The 24,068-nt window shown below is 69.8% G+C and carries 20 protein-coding genes; 11 read left to right on the top strand and 9 right to left on the bottom strand.

Annotated elements, in window-relative coordinates; translation table 11 throughout:
- Positions 1-180 precede the first annotated feature (180 nt).
- A complete protein-coding gene (locus B0E52_RS06980; protein WP_077482949.1) occupies positions 181-1,305 on the top strand; it encodes a lytic transglycosylase domain-containing protein in 1,125 nt (374 codons plus the stop codon).
- Between the two features lie 70 nt (positions 1,306-1,375).
- Here the strand turns inward: B0E52_RS06980 and B0E52_RS06975 are convergent, their stop codons facing one another.
- Positions 1,376-2,542, bottom strand: coding sequence for a trypsin-like peptidase domain-containing protein (locus B0E52_RS06975; RefSeq protein ID WP_077482947.1), 1,167 nt, complete (start codon positions 2,540-2,542; stop codon positions 1,376-1,378).
- A 207-nt stretch (positions 2,543-2,749) separates the two neighbouring features.
- Between B0E52_RS06975 and petA the strand changes: the two genes are divergently transcribed.
- The 5 genes from petA (at position 2,750) to B0E52_RS06950 (ending at position 6,564) form a co-directional block, all read left to right on the top strand.
- A complete protein-coding gene (gene petA / locus B0E52_RS06970) occupies positions 2,750-3,355 on the top strand; it encodes a ubiquinol-cytochrome c reductase iron-sulfur subunit (RefSeq protein WP_077482945.1) in 606 nt (201 codons plus the stop codon).
- Positions 3,355-4,656 (top strand): cytochrome bc complex cytochrome b subunit, encoded by a 1,302-nt coding sequence (locus B0E52_RS06965; RefSeq protein ID WP_077482942.1) that lies wholly within the window; start codon positions 3,355-3,357, stop codon positions 4,654-4,656. The genes petA and B0E52_RS06965 overlap by 1 nt, the downstream gene beginning before the upstream one ends.
- A gap of 31 nt (positions 4,657-4,687) precedes the next feature.
- Entirely contained in the window at positions 4,688-5,419 is a 732-nt protein-coding gene (locus B0E52_RS06960) for a cytochrome c1 (RefSeq protein WP_077482940.1), read from the top strand.
- A 75-nt stretch (positions 5,420-5,494) separates the two neighbouring features.
- Positions 5,495-6,118: a glutathione S-transferase N-terminal domain-containing protein gene (locus tag B0E52_RS06955; protein WP_077482938.1), complete on the top strand. Its 624-nt coding sequence runs from the start codon at positions 5,495-5,497 to the stop codon at positions 6,116-6,118.
- Between the two features lie 20 nt (positions 6,119-6,138).
- Positions 6,139-6,564: a ClpXP protease specificity-enhancing factor gene (locus tag B0E52_RS06950; RefSeq protein ID WP_077482982.1), complete on the top strand. Its 426-nt coding sequence runs from the start codon at positions 6,139-6,141 to the stop codon at positions 6,562-6,564.
- Between the two features lie 27 nt (positions 6,565-6,591).
- Here B0E52_RS06950 and B0E52_RS06945 read toward each other — a convergent pair whose 3' ends face one another.
- The 4 genes from B0E52_RS06945 to B0E52_RS06930 all read right to left on the bottom strand — a co-directional run bounded on the left by B0E52_RS06945 (position 6,592) and on the right by B0E52_RS06930 (position 10,798).
- Positions 6,592-7,077 carry a DUF3301 domain-containing protein gene (locus tag B0E52_RS06945; protein WP_077482936.1) on the bottom strand — a complete coding sequence of 162 codons (486 nt, stop codon included), beginning with the start codon at positions 7,075-7,077 and terminating at the stop codon, positions 6,592-6,594.
- A gap of 217 nt (positions 7,078-7,294) precedes the next feature.
- Positions 7,295-8,152: a carboxylating nicotinate-nucleotide diphosphorylase gene (gene nadC, locus B0E52_RS06940; protein WP_077482934.1), complete on the bottom strand. Its 858-nt coding sequence runs from the start codon at positions 8,150-8,152 to the stop codon at positions 7,295-7,297.
- Positions 8,149-10,437 carry a DUF1631 domain-containing protein gene (locus B0E52_RS06935; RefSeq protein ID WP_077482932.1) on the bottom strand — a complete coding sequence of 763 codons (2,289 nt, stop codon included), beginning with the start codon at positions 10,435-10,437 and terminating at the stop codon, positions 8,149-8,151. The genes nadC and B0E52_RS06935 overlap by 4 nt, the downstream gene beginning before the upstream one ends.
- Before the next feature lie 91 nt (positions 10,438-10,528).
- The gene (locus B0E52_RS06930; RefSeq protein WP_077482930.1) at positions 10,529-10,798 is read right to left on the bottom strand and encodes a Trm112 family protein; all 270 of its coding nucleotides are present in this window, start codon (positions 10,796-10,798) and stop codon (positions 10,529-10,531) included.
- Positions 10,799-10,858: 60 nt separating this feature from the next.
- Here B0E52_RS06930 and purE point away from each other — a divergent pair, with 60 nt between their 5' ends.
- Together purE and B0E52_RS06920 are read left to right on the top strand one after the other, a co-directional pair.
- Positions 10,859-11,362, top strand: a complete 504-nt coding sequence (gene purE, locus B0E52_RS06925) for a 5-(carboxyamino)imidazole ribonucleotide mutase (protein ID WP_077482981.1) — start codon at positions 10,859-10,861, stop codon at positions 11,360-11,362.
- Positions 11,359-12,516, top strand: a complete 1,158-nt coding sequence (locus B0E52_RS06920; protein WP_077482928.1) for a 5-(carboxyamino)imidazole ribonucleotide synthase — start codon at positions 11,359-11,361, stop codon at positions 12,514-12,516. The genes purE and B0E52_RS06920 overlap by 4 nt, the downstream gene beginning before the upstream one ends.
- Positions 12,517-12,824: 308 nt before the next feature.
- Here B0E52_RS06920 and tsf read toward each other — a convergent pair whose 3' ends face one another.
- A complete protein-coding gene (tsf, locus tag B0E52_RS06915) occupies positions 12,825-13,703 on the bottom strand; it encodes a translation elongation factor Ts (RefSeq protein ID WP_077482926.1) in 879 nt (292 codons plus the stop codon).
- Between the two features lie 102 nt (positions 13,704-13,805).
- Complete coding sequence (gene rpsB, locus B0E52_RS06910) at positions 13,806-14,669, bottom strand: 30S ribosomal protein S2 (protein WP_077482924.1); 864 nt, start codon at positions 14,667-14,669, stop codon at positions 13,806-13,808.
- Between the two features lie 299 nt (positions 14,670-14,968).
- On the opposite strand from rpsB, the gene map reads away from it, so the two are divergent.
- Both map and glnD read left to right on the top strand, forming a co-directional pair.
- On the top strand, positions 14,969-15,733 hold the full coding sequence (map, locus tag B0E52_RS06905) for a type I methionyl aminopeptidase (RefSeq protein ID WP_077482979.1): 765 nt from the start codon (positions 14,969-14,971) through the stop codon (positions 15,731-15,733).
- Positions 15,734-15,876: 143 nt separating this feature from the next.
- The gene (glnD, locus tag B0E52_RS06900; protein ID WP_254426731.1) at positions 15,877-18,669 is read left to right on the top strand and encodes a [protein-PII] uridylyltransferase; all 2,793 of its coding nucleotides are present in this window, start codon (positions 15,877-15,879) and stop codon (positions 18,667-18,669) included.
- Between the two features lie 13 nt (positions 18,670-18,682).
- On the opposite strand, the gene B0E52_RS06895 is transcribed toward glnD, so the two are convergent.
- Together B0E52_RS06895 and B0E52_RS06890 are read right to left on the bottom strand one after the other, a co-directional pair.
- Entirely contained in the window at positions 18,683-19,807 is a 1,125-nt protein-coding gene (locus B0E52_RS06895) for an HD domain-containing phosphohydrolase (protein WP_077482922.1), read from the bottom strand.
- Between the two features lie 45 nt (positions 19,808-19,852).
- On the bottom strand, positions 19,853-23,044 hold the full coding sequence (locus tag B0E52_RS06890) for a ligand-binding sensor domain-containing diguanylate cyclase (RefSeq protein ID WP_077482920.1): 3,192 nt from the start codon (positions 23,042-23,044) through the stop codon (positions 19,853-19,855).
- A 248-nt stretch (positions 23,045-23,292) separates the two neighbouring features.
- On the opposite strand from B0E52_RS06890, the gene B0E52_RS06885 reads away from it, so the two are divergent.
- The gene (locus B0E52_RS06885) at positions 23,293-23,775 is read left to right on the top strand and encodes a hypothetical protein (RefSeq protein WP_077482918.1); all 483 of its coding nucleotides are present in this window, start codon (positions 23,293-23,295) and stop codon (positions 23,773-23,775) included.
- Positions 23,776-24,068 lie beyond the last annotated feature (293 nt).

Genomic DNA, 24,068 nt, shown 5'->3' with positions numbered 1-24,068 from the left:
GTGGTTGCTCGCGGCGCGGCGCGGGTCGCGCCGAACCGCGCAGTTTACGCCGCCACACGCCTGCCTGCCAGCAAGCATGCCAGCCGGATCAGGCACTTGGGGAGCTTTCCGGACGGGCATGGCGCACGAAACGGTGCGCCCGCTCTTGGCGCGGACACGGCGCGGCGGCACACTGCGCGCATGTTCGATGCCGTGCGCCACCGGGGGAGTGTCGGCCGGCCCGTCGCAGGCTCCCCGTCCTACACCACGATCCCGCAGCGGATCGCGCTGGGCTGTGCCCTGCTGGCGGGTGCGCTGTGGCTGCCAGCGGCGCATGCGGGCAATCTCTACCGTTGCACCGGTTCCAGCGGCGAGGCGGTGTTCACCGGCAGCACCGCGGGCTATCACGGCTGCCGCAAGCTGGGCAGCTATGGCGCACCGGCGCGGCGCGCGTCCGAAACTTCGCTGCAGCGGGTGCGGGGGGCGGTGGTGGGCACGAAGCCGCAGGCCGATGCCGTCGTGGCCTCGCTGGCGGCGGTGCGCGGCGGCGTACTCAGCACCGCAAGGCTGCCGGCGACCGATCCGCTGCCGCCCGCTGCGGCGCTCCCTTCAGGCGCTTCAGCCGCAGACGTGCCGGCGGCCTTGCGCGGGCACTGGACCTACAGCCAGTCGAGCCGCGGCGCGGGCGCACTGCCCGACATGCCGGCCGCCACGGCGCCGGGCGACCGCGTGCTGCGCGGCGCGGTGTACCGCATCGCGCGCGCCGACGGCAGCGTGGAATACACCAACATCCGCCCCGCCGGTCGCGCCGCGCAGGAGGCGAAGATGCTGTTCAGTTACATCGCCACCTGCTTCGCCTGCAACCTGCATTCGACCATCCATTGGGGCAGCGTGCCGCTCAACCTCACCGCCTATGCGGACGCGATCCGCGCGGCCAGCGTGGAGTACGGCGTGGACGAGGCCTTCCTGCGCGCGATCATCCACGCCGAGAGCGCGTTCAACCCGCGCGCGCTTTCGCTCAAGGGCGCGCAGGGGCTGATGCAGCTGATGCCGGGCACGGCCGGCGACATGGGCGTGCTGGACGCATTCGATACCGGCCAGAACATCCGCGGCGGCGCGCGCTACCTCGCCCTGCTGCTGCGCGACTTCGGCGGCAACGAACACCTGGCCGCCGCGGCCTACAACGCCGGCCCCGGCGCGGTGCAGCGCTACAACGGCGTGCCGCCGTATGCCGAGACCCAGGTCTACGTGCAGCGCGTGGATACCTTGCGCAAGCGCTACGAGGCGGCGCTGCATCCGCCGCTGGCGGCGGCGCGATCGATGTAGGAGCGCACCCTGTGCGCGAATGGCTCTGGCGTTGATCGGAGCCAAGGGCATTCGCGCACAGGGTGCGCTCCTACTGGTTGCTCTCGGATGTCGCGGTTTCCACGTTCATCGGCGGGCGCTCGGTCAGCGTGGCCTCGGTGTGGAACGGACTGCCGTTGCGCAGGCCGGAGATCTCCACCGTGGTGCCGGGCTTGATCGCCGACTCGCGCCGGCGCAGGTCGGCGGGGTCGCGGATATTGTCGCTGCCGATGCGCAGCAGGATGTCGCGCGGCTGGATGCCGGCCAGTGCAGCGGGGCTGCCGGGGTACACGTCGGTGACCTGGGCGCCGCGCGCCGCCGCAGGCAGGCCGCTGTTGGCGGCCACCGGCACGAAGCTGTAATCCGCGCCCAGCCAGCCGCGCACCACGTGGCCGGTGGCGACGATCTGGTCCAGCACCTTCCTGGCGGTGACCGCCGGGATCGCGAAGCCGATGCCTTCGGCATTCGCGGCCTTGCCGATCAGCAAGGTGTTGATGCCCACCAGCCGGCCCTCGGCGTTGACCAGCGCGCCGCCGGAGTTGCCGAGGTTGATCGCCGCATCGGTCTGGATGAAGTCCTCGGCGCTGGAGCCGTTCAACTGGCGCCCCACCGCACTGACGATGCCCATCGTCACGGTCTGGTTGAGGCCGAGCGGGTTGCCGATCGCCAGCACCACGTCGCCGGAGCGCGGGTTCTGCTTGGCGAACTGGATTACCGGCAGGTTGCCGGCGTCGATCTTCAGCACCGCGAGGTCGGTCTCCTCGTCCGAACCGACCACGGTGGCCTTGGCCACGCGGCCGTCGTACAGCAGCACCTGGATGTCGGTGGCGTGCGAGATCACGTGGTAGTTGGTGAGCACGTAGCCTTGCGCGCTGACGATTACGCCCGAGCCCAGGGTCTTCTCGCGGCGCGCGTAGGTGGTGAGCGTGCCGCCCAGCAGCTGCTGCAGGATCGGGTTGTCGTACATCTTGATCGCCCGCTCGTTGACGATCTTGTCGGCGTAGATGTTCACCACCGAGGGAGCCGCGGCGGCGACCGCGTCGGCGTAGGAGGTCGGTGCGGCAGTCGGTGCGCCGGTCGCCGGTGCCCCGGGCAGCCCCAGTCGCGCGCGCAGGCGCTCGCCGCTGCCGGGCCAGAACAGGCCGATCACGAACGCTGCCGCGAGGCCGATGACGACACAGCGGGCGAGAAAGGCGAGCGTGCCGGCGGCATGTTTCATGTCGTGCTGCAATCCGTGACGGGCGGGCGGACGGTAGGGTAGGCTGGCCGTGCAGCCGAGGTCGGGCAAGGTTCCCCCAGCGTCGATACGCCGCGGCGCTTTTATTGTACGGTGCGGGGGCTGACGCTAGACTAACGCGATTTTCAGGGGTTCCAAATCATTGCTGGGCGCGAGCCCATCCTGACGCATCATGTACCGGAGAGCCTGATGGCGAACGAAGTCGTCGATCATGGCCGCCGCCGGTTTCTCACAGCCGCCACTTCGGTGGTGGGCGGTGTGGGAATCGTCTCGGCAGCCGTGCCCTTCATCAAGTCGTGGGAACCCAGCGCGCGAGCCAAGGCCGCCGGAGCACCGGTCACCCAGTCCCTCAAGAAGATCGAATCTGGCCAGCAGCTGATCGTCGGCTGGCGCAGCCTGCCGGTGTTCATCGTCAATCGCACGCCGACGCAGCTGGCGGCGCTGCCGAAGCAGGACCCGCGCCTGGTCGATCCGAAGTCGGACGGCAGCTCGGCCGCCCAGCAACCGAAGTACGCACAGAACGAGACGCGCTCGATCAAGCCCGAGTGGCTGGTGATGATCGGCATCTGCACCCACCTCGGCTGCGTGCCGAACTACGTCGGCGAGATGAAGCCCGAGCCGTTCGATCCGAACTGGCAGGGCGGCTACTACTGCCCCTGCCACCACTCGCGCTACGACATGGCCGGCCGCGTCTACCAGGGCGTACCGGCGCCGAAGAACATGGAGATCCCGCCGTATCACTTCATTGACGACACGACCGTGCAGATCGGCGTGGGTCCGAAGGAGGCCGCGTGATGGCGAACGTATTCGCAAGCCTCGGCGACTGGGTCAACGAGCGCGCACCGGGCCTTGCGCCCGTGTACCGCAAGCACATGACCGAGTACTACGCGCCGAAGAACTTCAACCTCTGGTACTACTTCGGCTCGCTGGCGCTGCTGGTGCTGGTCAACCAGATCGTCACCGGCATCTTCCTCACGATGAACTACAACCCGAGCGCGGCGGGAGCCTTCGACTCGGTGCAGTACATCATGCGCGACGTGGAGTGGGGCTGGCTGATCCGCTACATGCATTCCACCGGCGCATCGCTGTTCTTCGTGGTGGTGTTCCTGCACATGTTCCGCGGCATCATGTACGGCTCGTACAAGAAGCCGCGCGAGCTGGTGTGGCTGCTCGGCATGCTGATCTTCCTGGTGCTGATGGCCGAGGCCTTCATGGGCTACGTGCTGCCGTGGGGCAACATGTCGTTCTGGGGCGCGAAGGTGATCGTGTCGCTGTTCGGCACCATCCCGGTGATCGGCAGCCACCTGGTCGAGTGGATCATGGGCGACTTCCTGCCCGCCGACGCCACGCTCAATCGCTTCTTCGCGCTGCACGTGATCGCGCTGCCGATCGTGCTGCTGCTGCTGGTGGTGCTGCACCTGGCCGCGCTGCACGAGGTGGGCTCGAACAACCCCGATGGCGTCGACGTCAAGCACGGCCCCAAGGGCAACCGCTGGAGTCCGAGCGCGCCGACGGACGGCATCCCGTTCCACCCGTACTACACCGTGAAGGACCTGGTCGGGGTGGGCTTCTTCCTGATCGTGGCGGCTTTCATCATCTTCTTCGCGCCGACCTTCGGTGGCTGGTTCCTCGAGCACGACAACTCGATCATGGCCAACAACCTGGTGACCCCGGCGGAGATCAAGCCGGTGTGGTACTTCACCCCGTTCTACGCGATCGTGCGCATGATCCCCTCGTTCGCGGGCACCGCGGTGTGGGGCGTGCTGGCGATGTTCGGCGCGATCGCGGTGCTGTTCCTGCTGCCGTGGTTCGATCGCGGCCAGGTCAAGTCGATCCGCTACCGCGGCACCGGCTACAAAGTCGCCCTGGGCCTGTTCGTGCTCGCGTTCTTCGGCCTCGGCGCAGTGGGCGCGGGCATCACCGCCGAGGTGATCCCGGAATGGTTCGGCAACGTCGACCTGACCACCTGGGAGAACGCGTTCGGCCGCACGATGACGCTGATCTACTTCGGCTTCTTCGCGTTCCTGTGGGCCTACACACATTTCGGCTGGGAAAAGACCAAGCCGGTTCCGGATCGGGTGACGACGCATGACTAAGCCGACGCTCTTGACGAAACCCAGGCTCCTGATGAAGCAACTCCTTCCTGCGGTCGCGCTGGCCTTGGGCCTGCTGGTCGCCGGCCAGCCGGCGGCACGTGCCGAGGGCGGCGAGCAGCTGATGTCGTCGGGCTCCAACGTGCGCGACCAGGCTTCGCTGCAGCGCGGTGCCAAGCTGTTCTTCAACTACTGCGTGGGCTGCCACTCGCTGAAGTACATGCGCTACTCGCGCATTGCCGACGACCTCGGGTTGACCGAGCAGCAGGTGATGCAGAACCTCAACTTCACCGGCGCGAAGTTCGACGATCCGGTGATCTCGCACATGCCGGCCGAGGATGCGACGAAGTGGTTCGGCAAGGATCCGCCGGACCTGTCGCTGGAAGTGAGCGCGAAGGGTGCCGACTGGGTCTACACCTACCTCAACACCTTCTACCTCGACCCGAAGAGCCCGATCGGCTGGAACAACACCACGCTGCCGAACGCGGCGATGCCGTTCCCGCTGTGGGAGCTGCAGGGCCAGCAGACCGCGGTGATGAAGCCCGGCACCGACGAGGTCGAAAAGCTCGACTTGGCCCACCCCGGCAAGCTGACCCCGGCGCAGTACCAGCAGACATCGCGTGACCTGGTGAACTTCCTGGAGTACGTTTCGGAGCCGGCGGCCCTGCAGCGGCACGACTACGGCGTCTGGGTGGTGCTGTTCCTGGCGCTGTTCACCCTGCTGGCTTACTTTCTCAAGAAGGAATACTGGAAAGACGTGCACTGATTTCCGGGGAACACCCATCGAATGCGGTAGCCGCCGGCTGCCGCATTCGTGCAACCGCAACAGGGAATATCGCGCATGGTTCCAAGCGCCCGCTCGCGTACCGCACTCACCCTCTACACCACGGCCGACGACATCCAGTGTCACCGTGCCCGTCTGGTGCTGGCCGCCAAGGGCGTCAGCTACGAGCGCGTGCTGGTCGATCCGGGCAAGCCGCCGGAAGACCTGCTCGACCTCAATCCCTACGGCAGCACGCCGACCCTGGTCGATCGCGACCTGACCCTGTACGACACCAGCGTGGTGTGCGAATACCTCGACGAGCGCTATCCGCACCCGCCGCTGATGCCGATCGACCCGCTGTCCCGCGCGCGCCTGCGGGTCGCCGCGGTGCGCATCGAGAAGGACTGGCTGACCGAAGTCGACACCATCCGTGCCGGCGGCCGTTCCGCCGAGCCCGCGCGCAAGCGCCTGCGTGCGCATCTGCTGGCCGCGTTGCCGCTGTTCAAGGCGGCGAAGTTCTTCCTCAATCCCGAGATGAGCCTGGCCGATTGCCTGGTGGCGCCGGTGGTGTGGCGGCTGCCTTGGCTGGGCGTGGACCTGGGCCGCGAAGGCAAGGCCATCGTCGACTACGGCGAGCGCCTGTTCCACAGCCAGGGTTTTGCGCGCAGCATGACCGAACAAGAAAAGGCCATGCGTTCCTGATGAGCGAGATCACCCATCCGATGAGTTCCAACCGTCCGTACCTGCTGCGGGCGATCTACGACTGGATCAGCGACAACGGCCTGACCCCGTACCTGCTGATCGACGCCAACGGCGAAGGCGTGCGCGTGCCGCCGCAGGTGGTGAAGAACGGGCAGGTCGTGCTGAACATCGCGATGCGCGCGGTGGCGAACCTGGAGCTGGGCAACGACTGGATCGGCTTCTCCGCGCGCTTCTCCGGCGTCAGCCACGCGGTGCGCATCCCGGTCGGTTCGGTGCTGGCGCTGTACGCCCAGGAGAACGGGCAGGGCATGATGTTCCCGGCCGAAGAGGAAGGCGGCGACACGCCGCCGCCCGCGCCGACACCCGACGAGCCGCCGTCCGGCCAGGGCGGCAACGGCGACGACAAGCCCAAGCGCGGCGCGCCGTTCCTGCGGGTCATCAAGTAGCAGCGACTTCGGCCGCGATAGCTGCCGTCAGTGCAGCGTGTCGCCACCGCCGGAATGCCGGCGCGGCCGCAGCGGCACCACGTTGGTGCCCGGTGCGGGTTCGTCCGGGTGATCGGCCGTCGGTGCGGACAGTGCGGCGGTCGGGTGACCTGGTTCCGAGCCGATGGACGGAATCTCCGCCGCTGCCGTGGGCGCCGCCGGCATGAGCACCACCGTGGGCAGCCGCAGTTCGCTCAGCCTGCCGTCCAGCATCCACAGCGAACCTTGCTCGCGATCCGCGCCGTCGATGCTCACCTCGAAGCCGTAGCAGCGCTCCAGCCGGCGCCGGCCGGCCACGCGGCGCAGGCGCAGCGCGCGCAGGCCCACGGTTTCGTCCAGCAGTTGCACGCCGTAGCGCTCGCACTGCGCGCGCGCTTCGGCGGTCGCGCGCTCGCGCGCCGCGCTCAGCTTCAGCCACAGCCCGATCACCGCGATCAGCGCCAGCAGCACCAGGAGGTCGTTGACGTTGCCCATGCCTGCAGTGTGTGGGCGCGCCAGGCTGTGCGCAAGCCGGAGGCCGTCCGCGGAGCGCGGCTTGTGCGCGAAAACCCATGGAGTGGGTGAAGAGGAGCGAGAAGTGAGAGAAGAGCATGGCAACGCCGCTTCTCATGTTCTTGGCGTTCTCTGTCTACTCGCTACTCTTCACTCACTTCTCGCCTGCGCGCGCAGGATGTGATCCTGCGAGGGATTTTCAGCCCAGGCGCAGCCGCAGCGAGAGATCAACCGCGCGGGCGTGCTTGGTCAGCGCGCCCACCGAGACGTAGTCGACGCCAGTGCGGGCGTACTCGCCGATGGTGGTCAGGTCGACGTTGCCGGATACTTCCAGCGGCACGCGGCCGGCGGTGAGCTGCACGGCCTCGCGCATCTGCGGCACGCTGAAGTTGTCGAGCATGATCCGATCCACGCCTGCGGCCAGCGCCTGCTGCAGCTCGTCGAGGTTCTCCACCTCGACCTCGAGCAGCAGGTCGGGGTGCAGGCGGCGTGCCGCCACCACAGCGTTGGCGATGCCGCCGGCGGCGATGATGTGGTTTTCCTTGACCAGGATCGCGTCGTACAGGCCGATGCGATGGTTGTGGCCGCCGCCGCAGCGCACCGCGTACTTCTGCGCGAGGCGCAGGCCGGGGATCGTCTTGCGGGTGTCGAGCACGCGGGTGCCGGTGCCGGCCACCGCGGCCACGTAGGCGGCGGTGACGGTGGCGGTGCCGGACAGCAGCTGCAGGAAGTTCAGCGCCGAGCGCTCGGCGCTGACCAGCGAGCGGGCGTGCCCGGAAAGCCGGCAGATCACCGTGCCGGGCGCCACGCGTTCGCCGTCGCGCGCCTGCCACTCGATGCGCACCGCAGGGTCCATGCGCCGGAAACAGGCATCGAACCAGGGCGCGCCGGCGATCACCGCCTCGTCGCGGCAGGTGAGCGCGGCCGCGGCCACGGCCTCGGCCGGCAGCAATTCGGCGGTGGTGTCGCCCTTGCCGAGGTCCTCGGCAAAGGCGCGTTCCACGTCGGCGGCAATCAGTTCGGGGGAGGGCGGGTCGAACGGGAGCCTGGCATTCATTCGGTATCGGTTTTCGCGTTCGAGGCGTCGGGCTGGCGCAGGCGGCTGACGATGGCGCTCATCGCGCGGTCGAACAGCGCGTTGGTGGCCAGCACTTGGGCATGACCGCCGGCGAGCAGCACGGCCAGTTCCTGCGGCGCGTAATCGGCCACCTTCAGGCCGCGCCGGTTGACGAACAGGTAGCGGCCGCTCATCGGGCTGATCCACGACAGCTTGGCGCGCACCATCGGTTCGTCGGGCAGCTGGAACTCCAGCCAGACGCCGGGTTGCAACGCTTCCACCTGCCGCCATTCGGGGCTATCGGTGGCGACCGGCACGCTTTCCTCGGGCAGTTCGTCTTGCTCGGCCTGCGGCTCGACGAGGGGCTGGATGCTTTCCGGGATCGCGGCAACGGCAGCGGCGGCGACCTCGGTGGCCGGCACGGCGCCGCGCGCCGATTCGCCCAATTGCAGGCCGTACCAGTCGCGCAGCTGCGCCAGCAGGCGCTCGATGTCCTGCGGCTGGAAGGCCACGTTGACCAGCCCCTGGCGCAGCGCACGCTCGATGCCGGGCAGCAGCTGGCGCAGCTGCTGGCGCGTGATGGCGTCCTGCGCCGGCCGCGTGCTGGCGATGAAGTCGTCCACGAAGCGCAGGGCGTCGCGGAACTCGCCGGAATCCTCGCCCTGGCGCAGCAGCACCAGCACCAGGTGGTTGGCCCAGGCGCGCGCCAGCACCTCGTGCACCAGCGACGGCAGCTTGCGGCCGTCGATGCGTTCGACGATCTCGCGGGCGGCACGGCGGCGCGCCTGCTCCAGCTTCTCGCGACCGCGGGTGGACTCGGCCACGCGCTGCTCGGCCAGTTCGGAGCGCCGGCGGTTGGTCTCGTGGAATTGCTGCAGGTCCAGCAGCAGGCGTTCGAAGATGCCGAGGTCGTCGTCGAACTCGTGCAGCAACTGGTCGACGATGGCCTTGACCTTGTCGTGCAGGCGCCCGTCGCGGTCGGATTCCGGCGACCAGCCCTTGGCCTGCTCGGCCAGGGCGTCGAGCAGGCGACGCGCCGGGTGCTGGCGGTGCGCGAACAGCTTGCGGTCAAGGATCGCCGCCTTGAGGTAGGGGATCTGCAGCCGCGCCAGCATCACCTGCATCTCGGCCGGCAGGGTGTCGTCCTCGAGGATGAACTCGAACAGCATGCCGACCAAGTCGATGGTGTCCTCGTCGATGCTGGCGACATGGCTGGGCCGCGCGCCGCGCAGCGCGCCGAGCTGGCCCAGCAGCTGTTCCTTGAGCTGCGCCACGGCCTCGCGATCGAAGCTGCCGCCGCGCACCATGGACGGCGCGGCGAGGCCGCCGGACGCCAACTGGGTCTGCAGCACGCTGAGCGCGCCCAGCAGCTCGCCGACGGAGGGCGGCGGGCCGCCGGTGTCGCCGGCCTGGGCGACGCGCGGGCCGGCGTCGCCGCCGCGTCGCGCGACGAACAGGCCGTGCAGGGTCTGCAGCAGTTCGGCGGCCGCGGGATCGGCGACCTCGTCCGTGCCCGCGCCGGCGGCCATCGCGCCGCCAGCGGCATGCGCCGCCTGGGCGCTGCCGCGGGGCGTGCCGGCGCCGCGCGACGCCACCGGGCGCAGCTGCGGCAGCACGCCGGCACGGGCCAGGTCTGCGTTCGCCTCGGCGTACAGCTCTTCCAGCGTGGACAGCACGTAGCGGTCGAACAGCTTGTAGATGAGCAGCTTGACGCGCATGTCCGCGCCCAGTTCCTTCAGCGCCTGGCGGAAGGCCTGCGACAGCGCCGCCGGGGCGATCGGGTTGCCGGCATCGTCGACCTTGCGGCCGCCGCAGATCACCGAGAGGCGCTGATTGATCGCGAACAGGTCGCGCGCCAAGCGGCTCTCGTGCTTGCTGCTCATGCTAGTGATCGCCAGCGATTCCTCGAGCTCGGCGTCGGCCACCAGCGACAGTTCGGACATCGCCGGCGCGGGCGCCGAGGTGCCGGGTGCGGCACGCCCGGCCAGGTTGCCCAGCTCGCGGTTGACCGTGGCGAGGAAGTTGCGCTCGATCGCCGGACGGCGCTTGCGCACCTCGCGCATGCCGTCGAAGTAGTGCGTCTGGGTGGCGTTGTTCTCGGCCTTCTCGGCGAGGTCGAACAGCGCGTCGTCGACGTGCTCGAACAGGTTGCCCAAGCATTGCTGCAGGCGTTTGCCGGCGATCCCGCGCACGGCGTTCAGCAGTTCGCCCACGCGCTCGCCGGCGCTGGCGTCGAGGCGCGGCGCCAGGGGCACGATCTTGGGCGGTTCGTAGGCTTCGTTCATGGCCACACCGGAAGTTTGTCGTTGGCGCTACGGCGTCTTGCGGGCGAGTCGTCGATCCGTCGGCGAGGGTTCGGGGCGTGGGGACGCTGCTTCAGGGGGCCGGGAAATCGTTCAACTGGGTGGTGCCGATGCCTTCTTCGGGCAGCATCACGGGGATGCCGTCGTCGACACGGTAAATCAGCTTGCGGTCGATGGTGATCAGGCCTTCATCGATGCGCTCGCGCACCGGGCTGCCGGCCGTCGTGACCACGCTGCCGGCCACGATGGCGCCGTTCAGCGCGTCCAGTTCGGCACGGCCGAGCAGCCGCACCGGCGTCTTGCCGACCGGGCAGCACAGGATGTCGAGCAGGCGCTTGTCCATGGGGCGGAATCGTTGCGGAACCGGAAAGCCGTACAATAACCATTTTTGGGCGGCTGGACCATGACAGCGACGACGGAAACGCCAAGGGTAGGCGTGGTGATGGGCTCGCGTTCGGACTGGGAGACCATGGAGCACGCCTCCGGCGTGCTGACCGAGCTGGGCGTGGCGCACGAGGTGCAGGTGGTGTCCGCCCACCGCACGCCGGACCTGTTGTTCCGCTATGCCGAGCAGGCGGCCGAGCGCGGCATCCAGGTGATCGTTGCCGGCGCCGGCGGTGCTGCCCACCTGCCGGGCATGCTGGCGGCCAAGACCCGGCTGCCGGTGTTCGGTGTGCCGGTGCAGTCCAAGGCGCTGAGCGGCATGGACTCCCTGTTGTCGATCGCGCAGATGCCGGCCGGCATTCCGGTGGGCACGCTGGCGATCGGCCGCGCCGGTGCGGTGAATGCGGGTCTGCTCGCTGCCGCGGTGCTGGCGTTGCACGATCCGCGCCTCGCGCAGGCGCTGGAGAGCTGGCGCAGCAGGCAGACGCAGGCGGTGCTCGACCAGCCGGACCCGCGCGCATGAGTGCATCGCGGCAGTCCGTGCTCGGCATCCTCGGCGGCGGCCAACTGGCGCGCATGCTGGCGCTGGCGGCCGCGCCGCTGGGCGTGAACACCCTGGTGGTGGACAGCGCCGCCGACGCCTGCGCCGGCCAGGTGGCGCCGCTGGTCCGGGCCGACTGGACCGACTACGCCGCGCTGGAGGAGTTCGCGCGCCAGGTCGACGTGGTCACCTTCGATTTCGAGAACGTGCCGGCCGAGACCGCGCGCTGGCTGGTCGAACGGGTGGCGGTGTTCCCGAACCCGCGTGCGCTGGCGGTGGCGCAGGATCGCCTCGCCGAGAAGACCCTGTTCCGCGAATGCGGACTGGCCACGCCCGAGTTCATGGCGGTGGACACCCGCGCGGACCTTGACCGCGCACTGGCCGCGGTGGGTGCCCCAGCCATCCTCAAGACCCGCCGGCTCGGCTACGACGGCAAGGGCCAGTTCCGGCTGAAGTCGGCGGCCGACGCCGACGCGGCCTGGACCGCGCTGGGCGCGCAGGCGACGAAGCACGGGCTGATCCTCGAAGCCTTCGTGCCGTTCCAGCGCGAGCTGTCGGTGCTGGCGGTGCGCGGCCGCGACGGCGACTTCCGCACCTGGCCGCTGACCCGCAACTGGCACGTGGACGGCGTGCTCAGCCTGAGCCTCGCACCCGCGCAGGACATCGCCGCGCTGCAGCCGCGCGCCACCGCGCTGGCGCGCACCCTGGCCGAACGGCTGGACTACGTGGGCGTGTTCGCGCTGGAGCTGTTCGTCAAGGACGGCGAGCTGCTCGGCAACGAGATGGCGCCGCGCGTGCACAACTCCGGCCACTGGACGATCGAGGGCGCGCACACCAGCCAGTTCGAGAACCACGTGCGCGCGGTACTCGGCTTGCCGCTGGGCGACACCGGTGCGCGCGGCCTGGCGGCGATGTTCAACTGGATCGGCGAGCTGCCGGATGCCGCACCGGTGCTGCGCACCGTCGACGCGCACTGGCACGACTACGGCAAGCAGGCGCGACCGGGGCGCAAGGTGGGGCATGCCACGGTGTGTGCGCCCGATGCGGCGGCACTGGCGGAGCGGCTGGAAGCGCTGGGCAAGGCGCTGGGGCGCGAGGCGCAGGTGGCGGGTGCGCTGGGGGTGTTGCGAGGGTGATGCGCCCATGGATGGGCGCACGTCTGGCAGGCCGTTGGCCTGCCAGGCGGAGCCAGAAAAGGGCAGGAGTCCTTTTCTGGCCATCAGGCACGGTGCTCCGGCTCTTCGCCCTCGACGCATGGATACGAAAAAGCCGCGGATGCCCGCGGCTTTTTTGCTTTGTCTGCGCGCTCGTCAAGAGCGAAAGAGCGCCGTGCCTGATGGTCAAAAAAGGGGCTCCTGCCCCTTTTTTGACTCGCCTGATTCGCAGGGCGAATCAGGCTCCGCTGCGCGTGCGCCCGTCCGTGGGCGCAGGGGCGCGGGGTTTGTCAGACCTGCATCGCCTTGGCGACTTCGGCCAGATAGTCTTCCTGCACCTTCTCGATGCCTTCGCCCACGGCCAGGCGCACCACGGCGGCGACGTCGGCGCCTTCCTTCTTCAGCGCGTCGCCCACGGTGACGTTGGTGTCCAGCACGTAGGGCTGGCCGACCAGGGTGACCTCGGAGACGATCTTGTTGATCTTGCCCGCGACGATCTTCTCCAGGATCTCGGCCGGCTTGGCCTTTTCCTTGTCGGACATCGCCGCCAGCGCGATTTCCTTTTCCTTGGCGATGAAGTCGGCGGGAACGTCCTCGGCCTTCACGTAGGGCGGGTTCATCGCCGCCACGTGCATCGCGATGCCCTTGGCCAGTTCCTCGGAGCCGCCCTTGAGCGCCACCAGCACGCCGATGCGGCCGCCGTGGATGTAGCTGCCGATGGTGCCGTCGCTTTCCACGCGGGCCACGCGACGCACGTCGATCTTCTCGCCGATGGTGGCGATCAGCGCCTTGGCGGCTTCCTCGACGTTGCTGGCACCCGGGTAGGCGGCAGCCTTCAGCGCATCGATGTCGGCGGCGCCGGACTTCAGCGCCACATCGGCGACGGCGTCGCTGAACTTCACGAAGTCGGGGTTCTTGGTGACGAAGTCGGTTTCGCAGTTGACCTCGACCAGCACGGCCTTGCCGCCGGCCTGGGCGGCCACGATGCGGCCTTCGGCGGCCACGCGGCCGGCCTTCTTGTCGGCCTTGGCGAGGCCGGACTTGCGCAGCCACTCCATCGCGATCTCGATGTCGCCGTGGTTCTCGACCAGCGCCTTCTTGCATTCCATCATGCCGGCGCCGGAACGCTCACGCAGCTCCTTGACCAGTTGGGCGGAGATATTGCTCATCGTTGTTCCTCGAATGCTTGAGGCGTCGTGGCGGATCGCACCACGACGCCGGACGGGCTTTGTCTTGTCGCAGCGACGGCGGTTGCCCGCCGTCACCTCGCCTTACTTGGCGTCGCGCGGAGCGCGGCCGTCGCGGCCGCCGTCACGGCGCGGCGCGCCGGCGCCCTTGCGCGGGGCGGCGTCGCGTCGCGGCGCGGCGCTCTTGCGCTCGGCCTTGGCCACCGGGTTGCCTTCCTCGTCCAGCTCGACGAACTCGTTGGCGTCGCCCTGGGCGGCGGCCGGCGCGGCGGCCTTGCCTTCGAGGATCGAGTCGGCGGCGGCGCGGGCGTACAGCTGGATCGCGCGGATCGCGTCGTCGTTGCCGGGGATCGCGTAGTCCACCAGCTCCGGGTTGTAGTTGGTGTCGACCACGGCGATCACCGGGATGCCGAGCTTCTTGGCTTCCTGCACGGCGATGTCCTCGTGGCCGATATCGATCACGAACAGCGCGTCGGGCAGGCGGTTCATGTCCTTGATGCCGCCCAGCGAAGCCTGCAGCTTGTCGCGCTCGCGGCGACGGGCCAGCACTTCGTGCTTGACCAGCTTCTCGAAGCTGCCGTCGGTCTCGGCCGCTTCCAGTTCCTTGAGCTTGGCCACCGACTGCTTCACGGTGCGGAAGTTGGTGAGCATGCCGCCCAGCCAGCGCGCGGTGACGAAGGGCATGCCGGCGCGGGCGGCCTCTTCGGCCAGTGCCTCGCGGGCGGAGCGCTTGGTGCCCACGAACAGGATGGTGCCGCGCTTCTGCGCCAGGCCCGACAGGAAGTTCATCGCGTCGGTGAACAGCGGCAGGGTCTTCTCGAGGTTGATGATGTGGATCTTGCCGCGGGCGCCGAAGATGTACGGCGCCATCTTGGGGTTCCAGTAACGGGTCTGGTGACCGAAATGGACGCCGGCCTCGAGCATTTCGCGCATGGTGACTTGAGCCATGGTGTAACTCCTTGCAGTGGGCCTTTTCAGGTGGCCCGGGGGTTGGGACCTCCACGCATCCCCGGCTTCGACCGCGGCAGCGAACGCTGCGCGCGGCACCCCGAAGAACGGTGCCGATGCGTGTGTGGCGTTGGTTTGGGCTTGTACCGCGACGCGGTTACAATCCCGTCTCGTTTTGCGTTGCGCGGGCGTCGATGACGCCGGGTGCAGCCTGCAAAACCGCGCAATTGTAGCCGGTGCGCCGGCGATGCGGCAAGTCGCTGGATTTCCAGCGGTTGTGTCGCCATATGGACGGAATCATGGCCATTACCCTGAAATCCCCCAAGGACCTCGAAGGCATGCGCGTGGCCGGCCAGCTGGCCGCCGAGGTGCTGGCCATGCTCAAGGAGCACGTCAGGCCCGGTGTCACCACCGAGGAACTGGACCGGCTGGCGTACGAACACATCGTCAACGTGCAGAAGGCGGTGCCGGCCAACGTGGGCTACCACGGCTTCCCGAAGACGCTGTGCACCTCGGTCAACCACGTGATCTGCCACGGCATCCCCAGCCCCGGCAAGGTGCTCAAGGACGGCGACATCGTCAACCTCGACGTCACCGTCATCAAGGACGGCTGGCACGGCGACACCAGCCGTATGTACTTCGCGGGCACGCCGTCGGTGCTGGCGAAGCGGCTGGTGGAAACCACCCACGAGGCGATGATGCGCGGCATCCACGCGGTGCGCCCCGGCGCCACCCTGGGCGACGTGGGCCACGCGATCCAGCAGCACGCCGAGGCGGCGGGCTTCAGCGTGGTGCGCGAGTATTGCGGCCACGGCATCGGCAAGGTCTACCACGACGAGCCGCAGGTGCTGCACTACGGCAAGCCCGGCACCGGCGTGGAACTCAAGGAAGGCATGACCTTCACTGTCGAGCCGATGATCAACGCCGGCAAGCCGCAGACCAAGCAGCTGCCCGACGGCTGGACCGTGGTCACCAAGGACCACTCGCTGTCCGCGCAGTGGGAACACACCATCGCGGTGACCGCTGACGGCTTCGAGATCCTCACGCCCTGGCCGGATGCCTGAGTGAAATCTACGTAGGTCGGGATTTATCCCGACTCGTGCGGCGTGTCGGGCTGAAGCCCGACCTACTGGGTGTTTTGCCATAACGTGAACATGCGGCGCCGTGGCAGACTGACAGTTCCCAACCGCTGCCCTGAATCCTGCCGATGAGCGTCGTGCTTCCATCGCTGCCCCGCCTGCCGTCGGCCGTGCCACGCTCGGGCGTGTCGGCCGATGCGCGGCGCGCGCTGCGGCAGCTGCTGGGCGACGTGGACCGCGCGCTGGCCACCGCGTTCCGCGACGGCGCCGATGCCAGCACGCTGGCGCGGCGGCGCGGCGAGGCGGTGGCGCGCATCGTGGCGCATGTGTGGACGGCCTGCCTGGGCGAGGTGACGGGCGCGGCGCTGTTCGCGGTGGGCGGCTTCGGCCGCGGCCTGCTGTTTCCACACTCCGACGTGGACCTGCTGGTGCTGGCCGAGCGGCCCGAGCCGGCGCGCCTGCGCGCGCTGGAGCAATGTTTCGCCACGCTGTGGGACGTGGGCCTCAAGGTGGGCCACGCGGTGCGCGAGCCGGCGCAGTGCCGCGCGCTGGCCGCCGCCGACGCCAGCGTGTTCACCAGCCTGCTCGATGCGCACCGGCTGGCCGGCGACGCGGCCATGGACACGTCGCTGCGCGCCATCGTGGACGATCCCGCGCTGTGGCCGCCGCGCGAATATCTCGCCGCGCGGCTGGCCGAGCGCGACGCCCGCCACGCGCGACACAACGACACCGCGAGCAACCTCGAACCCAACCTCAAGGACGGCCCCGGCGGCCTGCGCACGCTCGATTCGCTGCGCTGGCTGGGGCGCCGGCTGGCGCATGCCGGCGGCTTCGAGGCGATGCAGGATGCCGGCCTGCTCGATCCGGCCGAGCGCACTGCGCTGTGCGAGGCCGAAGCCACGCTGCGGCGTTACCGTTTCGCGTTGCATCTGGAGGCGGGGCGGCCGGAGGAACGCCTGCTGTTCGACTATCAGCGCGCGCTCGCCGGGCGGCTGGGCTTCGAGGACGAGCACGAGAAGAACCTCGGCGTCGAGCAGTTCATGCAGGGCTATTACCGTGCGGCCAGCCAGGTCGAGCGGCTGGGCGTGCAGATCGCCGAACGCTTCGTCGAGCTGCTGGAGCCGCCGGGCGAGGCGAAACCGGTCGGCGAGGATTTCGTGCGCCACGGCACGCGCTTGTCGGCGCGCGATCCCGAGCTGTTCGCGCGGCGCCCGGCGGCGCTGGTCGAGGCCTTCATCGCGCGGCTGGACGAGCCGGGCCTGATCGGCTTTTCCGCCGACACCATGCGACGCATCCACCAGGCCACCGCGCAGCACGATGGCGCGCTCGCCGAGAATCCCGACGTGCTGGCCGCCTTCCTGCGCCTGCTCAAGCGCGGCGCACCCGCGGTGGATGCGTTGTGGCGGATGAACCGGCACGGCCTGCTGGCCGCGATCCTGCCCGCGTTCGGCAAGGTGGTCGGGCGCATGCAGTACGACCTGTTCCACGTCTACACGGTGGACGAACACACGCTGCGCGTGCTGCGCCAGATGGCGCGCTTTGCCGACCCCGAGGCGCGCGACGAATTCCCCGTCGCCTGCGACGTCTGGGCCAGCCTGGGCCAGCCGGAACTGATGCTGCTGGCCGGCCTGTTCCACGACATCGCCAAGGGCCGCGGCGGCGACCATTCCGTGCTGGGCGAAGGCGACGCGCGGGCGTTCTGCGCGAAGCTGGGCCTGCCGACGGCCGACGGCGAGCGCGTGGCGTGGCTGGTGCGCTGGCATCTCTTGATGAGCACCACCGCGCAGCGCCAGGACATCACCGACCCCGACGTGGTGCGCCGCTTTGCCGAGACGGTGGGCGACCGCGAGCGGCTGGGCCGGCTCTACCTGCTCACGGTGGCCGACATCATCGGCACCAGCCCGAAGCTGTGGAACGGCTGGAAGGATCGCCTGCTGGCCGACCTGTTCGCGGCGGCGCGGCAGGCGCTGCGCAGTGACATGCGACCCGGGCACGACGCCGCGGCGCGCATCGACGCCTGCCGCGCGCAGGCGCTGATCCTGCTGCAAGCCGAGGGGATCGACGCCGAGGCGGCCGAGCGCGCTTGGCGCGCGTTCCCCGACTCCAGCTTCCTGCGTCACCGCCCCGAGCAGATCGCCTGGCAGACCGCGGCGATCGTGCGGGCGGACGGCGCGTGGCCGCTGGTCGCCGTGCATCCGCTCTCGGTGCGCGGCAGCACCGAGTTGTTCGTCTGCACGCCCGACCGCGACGGCCTGTTCGCCAGCGTCACCGCGATGCTCGACCGGCTGCACTTCTCGGTGGTGGAGGCGCGCATCCTCGGCTCCAGGAGCCTGTCGGACTTGAGTGATCGAGGCGAAAATTCGGCTGCGCGAGGACAGGTTTCCGACGCTTCGCCGGCCCATGGTGGGTCCCATGGGCCAAGAAGCGGCGGGGACATGGACCGCGCAGACGGATTTGCAGCCCGGTCAGCTCAAGTTCGACAGGCTCCTTCGGGCATGGCGATGGACACCTTCCTGCTGCTGGAGGCGGACGGCCAGCAGCCGGCCAGCGCGGATCGCGCCGAGGAGCTGCGCGCACGCATGCAGCGCGCACTGGCGCAGGGCGGCCAGATCCTGCCGCCACGGCGCAGCATGTCGCGCCAACTGAAGCACTTCCAGATGCCGCCGCGCATCGATTTCCGCCAGACCGAGGGGCGCACCCGCATGGCCCTGGTGTGCAGCGACCGCCCCGGCCTGCTGGCCGCGGTGGCACAGGTGCTGGTGACCTGCGCGGTGCGCGTGCACGACGCGCGCATCGCCACCTTCGGCGAGCGGGTGGAGGATTTCTTCCAGCTCAGCGACCGCGCCGATGCGCCGCTGGACGAGGCCCAGCAGGAACACTTGCGCCAGTCGCTGCTGGCGCGGCTGAGGCAGGGCGCCTAGCCGGCCCTATCTGTCACTCCGCCGCGTCGGCGCCCCACAGCGCTTCCATGTCGACCCGGATGCCCAGCATCGACAGGTCCACCACCTCGGTGACCGCATGCGCCTCGACGTCTCCGCGTCGCCGGATCGGTGAGTGCAGGCGCAGGCCGTCGTGCGTGGTGAGCGAGGCCACCACGGGCTGGTGGCCGGCCGACTGGCGCTGGAGCACCACCGCGAGCGCGCCGTTGCGCAGGCGCACGCCGGTGCCGGGCGGATAAACGCCGAGCGTCTTGATGAACACCCGGGCCAGGTGCTCGTCCAGCGCCGCCCCTTCGTTGAGGAACAGCCAGCGCAGCGCCTGCGTCGGCTGCAACGGCGGCCGGTACTCGCGGCCGGCGACGCGCGCGCAATAGATGTCCGCCAAGGCCACCAGGCATGCCGCCCGGCCGATCTGCGCGCCGCGCTTGCCGTCGGGATAGCCGCTGCCGTCGCTGCGCTCGTGGTGGTCACGCACGGCGTCGAGCCAGGTGGTGCTGGTGATCCCGCGTTCGCGCAGCATCGCCGCGCCGAGCCGGCAATGCGCGCGCACCATCGCATGCTGCACGTCGGACAGCGGGCCCTCGCAGGCGACCAGCGCATCGTGCAGGGTGAACATGCCGATGTTCATCGTCAGCGCGGCCGCGACGATGGCCGCCAGTTCGCCGGCATCGAGCGCCAGCGCCATGCCGGTGAGCTGGCAGGCGACCGCCGCGTTCACCGCATGGCGGCTGCTGTACGGGCCGTCGGTGCGCAGCAGGATGCTGGCCAGCGCCACGTCGGGATTGATCCGGCAGGCCTCGCGTACCTGCGCGGCGATGTCGGCCAGCGCCGCCGGAAAATCCGCCGGCTCCGGATCGGCCAGCAAGGCCTGCAGGCGCCGGCGCGCGTCCAGCAGCCGCGCCAGCGGCGAGCGCGCCGGTTCCGGCGACGGCGGCAGCGGGCCGCGGCATTCCTCCTCGGAACCGTAGAACAGCCCGTGTTGCAGCAGCATCTCGCGCTGCGCCGCGCTGCCGATCACCTGGCCCACGCACAGCAACAGGTTGCCTCGACCGTCGTAGGCATTGAAGCGCATGGGCAGGCCCACGGTCAGTTCGGTCGCGTCGAGTGGACGCCGCGGCACGGCTTCTCCTTTCGTCCGGATGTGAGGTCATGGTGGCAGCGCATGTCAGGCTTCCAACGGTTCCGCGCAAGCCCACGAGGCCTGCACCGGCAGCGGTCCGGGTTCGGGCAGGCGGGCGAATGTCGCGTGCAGCGCATCGATCGCGCTGCCCGCCGGCGGCGTCGCCACCGGCGCCACGCCGGCCCAGGCGTTGCGGCCCTGGCGCTTGGCCGCGTACAGGCATTCGTCGGCGATGTTCACCACCTGCTCCCAGTTCAGCCGCTCCGGTTCGCTGGCGTAGAACGGGTAGCTGGCGAAGCCGATCGAGCAGCTGAGGTGCACGTGCCGGCCGTTGCCCAGTTCGAAGCGCTGCTCGGCCACCGCCGCGCGGATGCGCTCGGCGAACTGCGGGCCGGCCTCGGGCGGGGCGAAGCGGGCCACGATCAGGAACTCCTCGCCGCCACGACGCACCGGCGTGTCGGATTCGCGGGTGACCGAGAGCAGCACGTCGCGGAACTGCAGCAGCACGCGGTCGCCGGTGGCGTGGCCGTAGCTGTCGTTGATCTGCTTGAAGTGATCGATGTCCACCATCAGGAACAGCAGCTGCGCGCCGGGGCCGTGGTCGCGGCAGTGCCGGCGCGCGGCAGCGAGGTCGTGCTCGATGTGCTCGCTGAGGTAGCGGCGGTTCTTCAGGCCGGTGAGCGGGTCGGTGACGATCTGCTGGGCCAGCGCCTCGTTGGCCTCGCGCAGCGCGCGGTTGGCCTGCGCCAGTTCGCCGGTGCGCCGTGCCACCAGTCCGGCCAGCGCGCGGTTGCGCCGGCGCAGCGCGGCGGAGCGCCAGCGCACCAGCAGGCTCAGCGCCAGCATGCCCGCGGCGACCCACAGCAGCCACGCCCAAGCCGTGCGGTACCACGGCGGCAGGATGCGGAAGTCGAACGTGGCCTCCTGGCTATGCCGGCCGTACACATTGCGCGCGCGCACATGGAAGCGGTAACGGCCCTCGGGGAGGTTGGTGTAGTCGCGGTAGGCGTCGTCGCTCCATGACGACCAGTCGCGATCCAGGCCTTGCAGCCACACCTGGTAGCGATTCGCGTCGGAGTGCTCGTAGCTGGGCAGCGCGAACTCGAAGCGGATCGAGTTCTGCGCGTAGGGGATTTCCGGTGGTCGCGCGGCGGCGAGGTGGTCGGCAAACAGCACCCGACCGCCTTGCTCGGCCGCCATGCGCAGCAGCGTCCGCGGCGGCGGGTCCGCCGATGCGGCGCGCGTGGGCTGGTAGCGGTACAGGCCCTTGTCGCCGCCCAGCCACACGGTGCCGTCGGCGTCGTCCAGGAACACCGACATGTCGATGCCCGCCAGCGGCTGCAATGGCGTGTCCGCCCAGCGCCAGCCCTGGCCGGCGTGCACGGCGTGGCCGGTCTGCTTGCCGCCGTCGGCATCGGCTACGGCATACATCCACAGGCCGCCGCGGCGATCCTGGCGCAGCACGTCGACCGGTTGCGGGCCGCCGGGGAACAGTCCGGCGAACGCCGGGTCGAGCGAGAAGCGGCCGCTGGCCTCGTCGAAGCGGTAGATGCCATGCGGGGTGGTGAAGCGCAGCCGGCCGTCGATCATCGCCAGATCGTTCTGTTCCGGCGGCAGGCCCTCCGCAGTGCCGAAGCGCTCGACCCTGACGGTGCGCCCGTCGCGCGGTCCCTGCCAGTCCGGCGGCAGGCTCAGGCGGATCGCGCCGCCGACCCACAGGCTCAGCCACACATGGCCGTCGGCGTCCTGCCGGATCGTGCGTACTTCCTGGCGCACGCCGGCGATGCGGCCTCCGTCGATCCAGCGGTCACCCTCGTGGCGCAGCGTGCCGATGCCGTCCGGGTAGCCCACGAACACGCGCGCCGGATCGCGCGTGGAACGGCGCAGGCTGAGCGCCGTGGTCGAACGCGCGCTCTGGCGGGTGTCGAGCAGTTGCCGGGACGTGCCGTCGGCGAGCGCGAACACGCCGTCGCTGCTGGCGACCAGCAGCTCGTCGTCGACCTCGGCCAAGCCCCAGATCTGTCCCGTCACCCGGGGCAGCCGTTCGAAATGCGCGTCGGCGCCGTCCACCAGGCGGTACAGCCCGTCGGTGGTGCCCGCGTAGAGCGTGCCCGCGTGGCGCCGCAGCGCCAGCACGCCGTCCGGCAGGCCGCCGCGTTCGCCGTAGTAGGTCAACGGCGAACCGAGATCGATGCGGCTGATGCCGTTGCCGGCGGCGATCCACAGGCCGCCCTCGCGATCCTGGAACTGCGCCAGCATCATGTTGGTGCTCAGGCCGCTGCCGCGCGTCAGCGTGCGCAGCAGGTGGCCCTGCGCATCGAGCAGGAACAGGCCGCCGCGCAGCGTGCCCGCGGCGAGCCGGCCGTCGGCCAGCCAGCTCGCGTTGTACAGCTGGCCTTTGCGGATCGCCGCGTCGGCTTCGGTGGTCCAGGGCCGCCAGCTGTCGCCTTGGCGGATGAACCAGCCCTGCGTGCGGGTGCCCGCCAGCAGGTCGCCGGGCTGCGCGTCCGGCCCGCGCCAGGGCAGCAGCGCGTAGATCTTCTCGTCGGCGAAGCGGCTGCCGCCGGGCGACAGTTCCAGCCGCTCGCCGTCCAGTTGCAACAGGCCCAGGCCGACCTCGCGGATGTACAGCTTGCCGTCGACCAGGAAACTGAGGTGGAACGAGGTCTTCGGCTTCCATACCTCCATCGCGCCGTTCCGGTAGCGGAACAGCTGGGTCGAGGTGGCGAAGAACACGCCGTCGGCGGTGGGGTGGATCGACCACACGTCGGCGAAATCGCGCTCGCTGGGCGGGATCTTGTCCCGCAGCGAGACGAAGCCCAGCTGGCCGGTGGCGTCCGGCTCCAGGTAGCCCAGGTCGCCCACCGTGCCCACGTAGATGCGGCCGTCCGCGCCCAGCGCCAGCGAACGCACCGCGGCGCGGTTGGGCACCGGGATGCGCTGCCAGCGCGCGCCGTCGAAGGCCAGCACGGCGCCGTCGACGTTGCCCACGTAGATCACGCCCTGCCGGTCCTGCGCCAGCGACCAGTTCTGCGCCGCGGCACCGTAGCTGCGGGGATCGAAATTGCGGATGAACGGCAGGCCCGCCTCGCTCGATGCCGCCGGCGCGGACGCGGCCCACGCGGGCGCGGCCAGCGCGAGGCCGGCCAGCAGGCAGCGCGCGACGAGCGCCAGCACCCGGACCAGGCGCGGGCGGCGTTTCGTCTGCTTGTCTACGGCGGCGCCCCTCTCATCCATCACGTTCTCAGCGTGGCCAGCCGTTGCGGCAGGCCCGGTACAGACCGGCAAGCAAGAGTCTTGCCGAGTTCGGTATCGGCCATCGGCCAGCGAACTTGAGCGGGCCGGGCAGGGCGGCGAGGCAGCGGTCGTGACGCGGGAACAAGCATGGTCGCCGGCCGGTTTCATCCGATGCCGGGCCGGTGCCGCTTTTCGCCGCCGCCGCGATCTGATTAAATGCTATCGATTCTCATTTGCGAAGTTGCCGCATGTCATTGACCCACCGTGTCCTCAAAGGCTGCCGCCTGGTGCACCTCTACCTAGGCGTGTTCACCGCGCCGGCCCTGCTGTTCTTCGCCATCACCGGCGGCCTGCAGACCTTCGGCCTGCACGAGACCAGCCGCGGCAGCAGCTACGTGCCGCCGAAGTGGCTGGCGGTGGCGGGGCAACTGCACAAGAAGCAGGACATGGCCGTGCCGCCGGCCAAGCTGCGCCCGCCGGCCGCCGCGGCGGCAGGGAAGCCGGCGAGCGCGATGCCGGCCCTGGCTACGCGTGCCACGGCCGCAGCGGCCGCGCCGCGGGCGAAGAACCCGCTGCCGCTGAAGATCTTCGTCGCGCTGGTCGCGTTCGCGCTGGCCTTGTCGACCCTGACCGGGCTGTATCTCTCCTGGAAATACACGCGGCACGGGGGGCGCATCCTCGCGATCTTCCTCGCCGGCATCGCCGCGCCGATCCTGCTTGCGCTGGTTTAGCGCGTACCGGAAAGGCGCTTGCCGGCCCTGCCGATCCGCAGGCGAATCGTGGCGCAAGCATTTGGTGTCCGCCGGTCGCCCTTCGCGTGGGCGCGGGCTTCAAGGCGCCGGCGGTTCCCCCGTGCGGCGCGGGCGGGCACAATGGCGGGGCTCTCCTCAGAGCCTGTTTATGCTCCCCAAACACTTCGCGTTGTCATCGGGTGGCCGTCAGGTGGTAGTGCGTGGCGCAGCGCCTGCCTGGCTGGCAGGTCAAGCCGCGCGCTGCCGCATGGCGGCCGCCCGATGGCAACCCG

It is taken from the genome of Rhodanobacter sp. C06, assembly GCF_002001105.1.
In the GTDB taxonomy this organism is placed as follows: domain Bacteria; phylum Pseudomonadota; class Gammaproteobacteria; order Xanthomonadales; family Rhodanobacteraceae; genus Rhodanobacter_A.
This window is presented reverse-complemented; position numbering and strand designations above follow the sequence as displayed.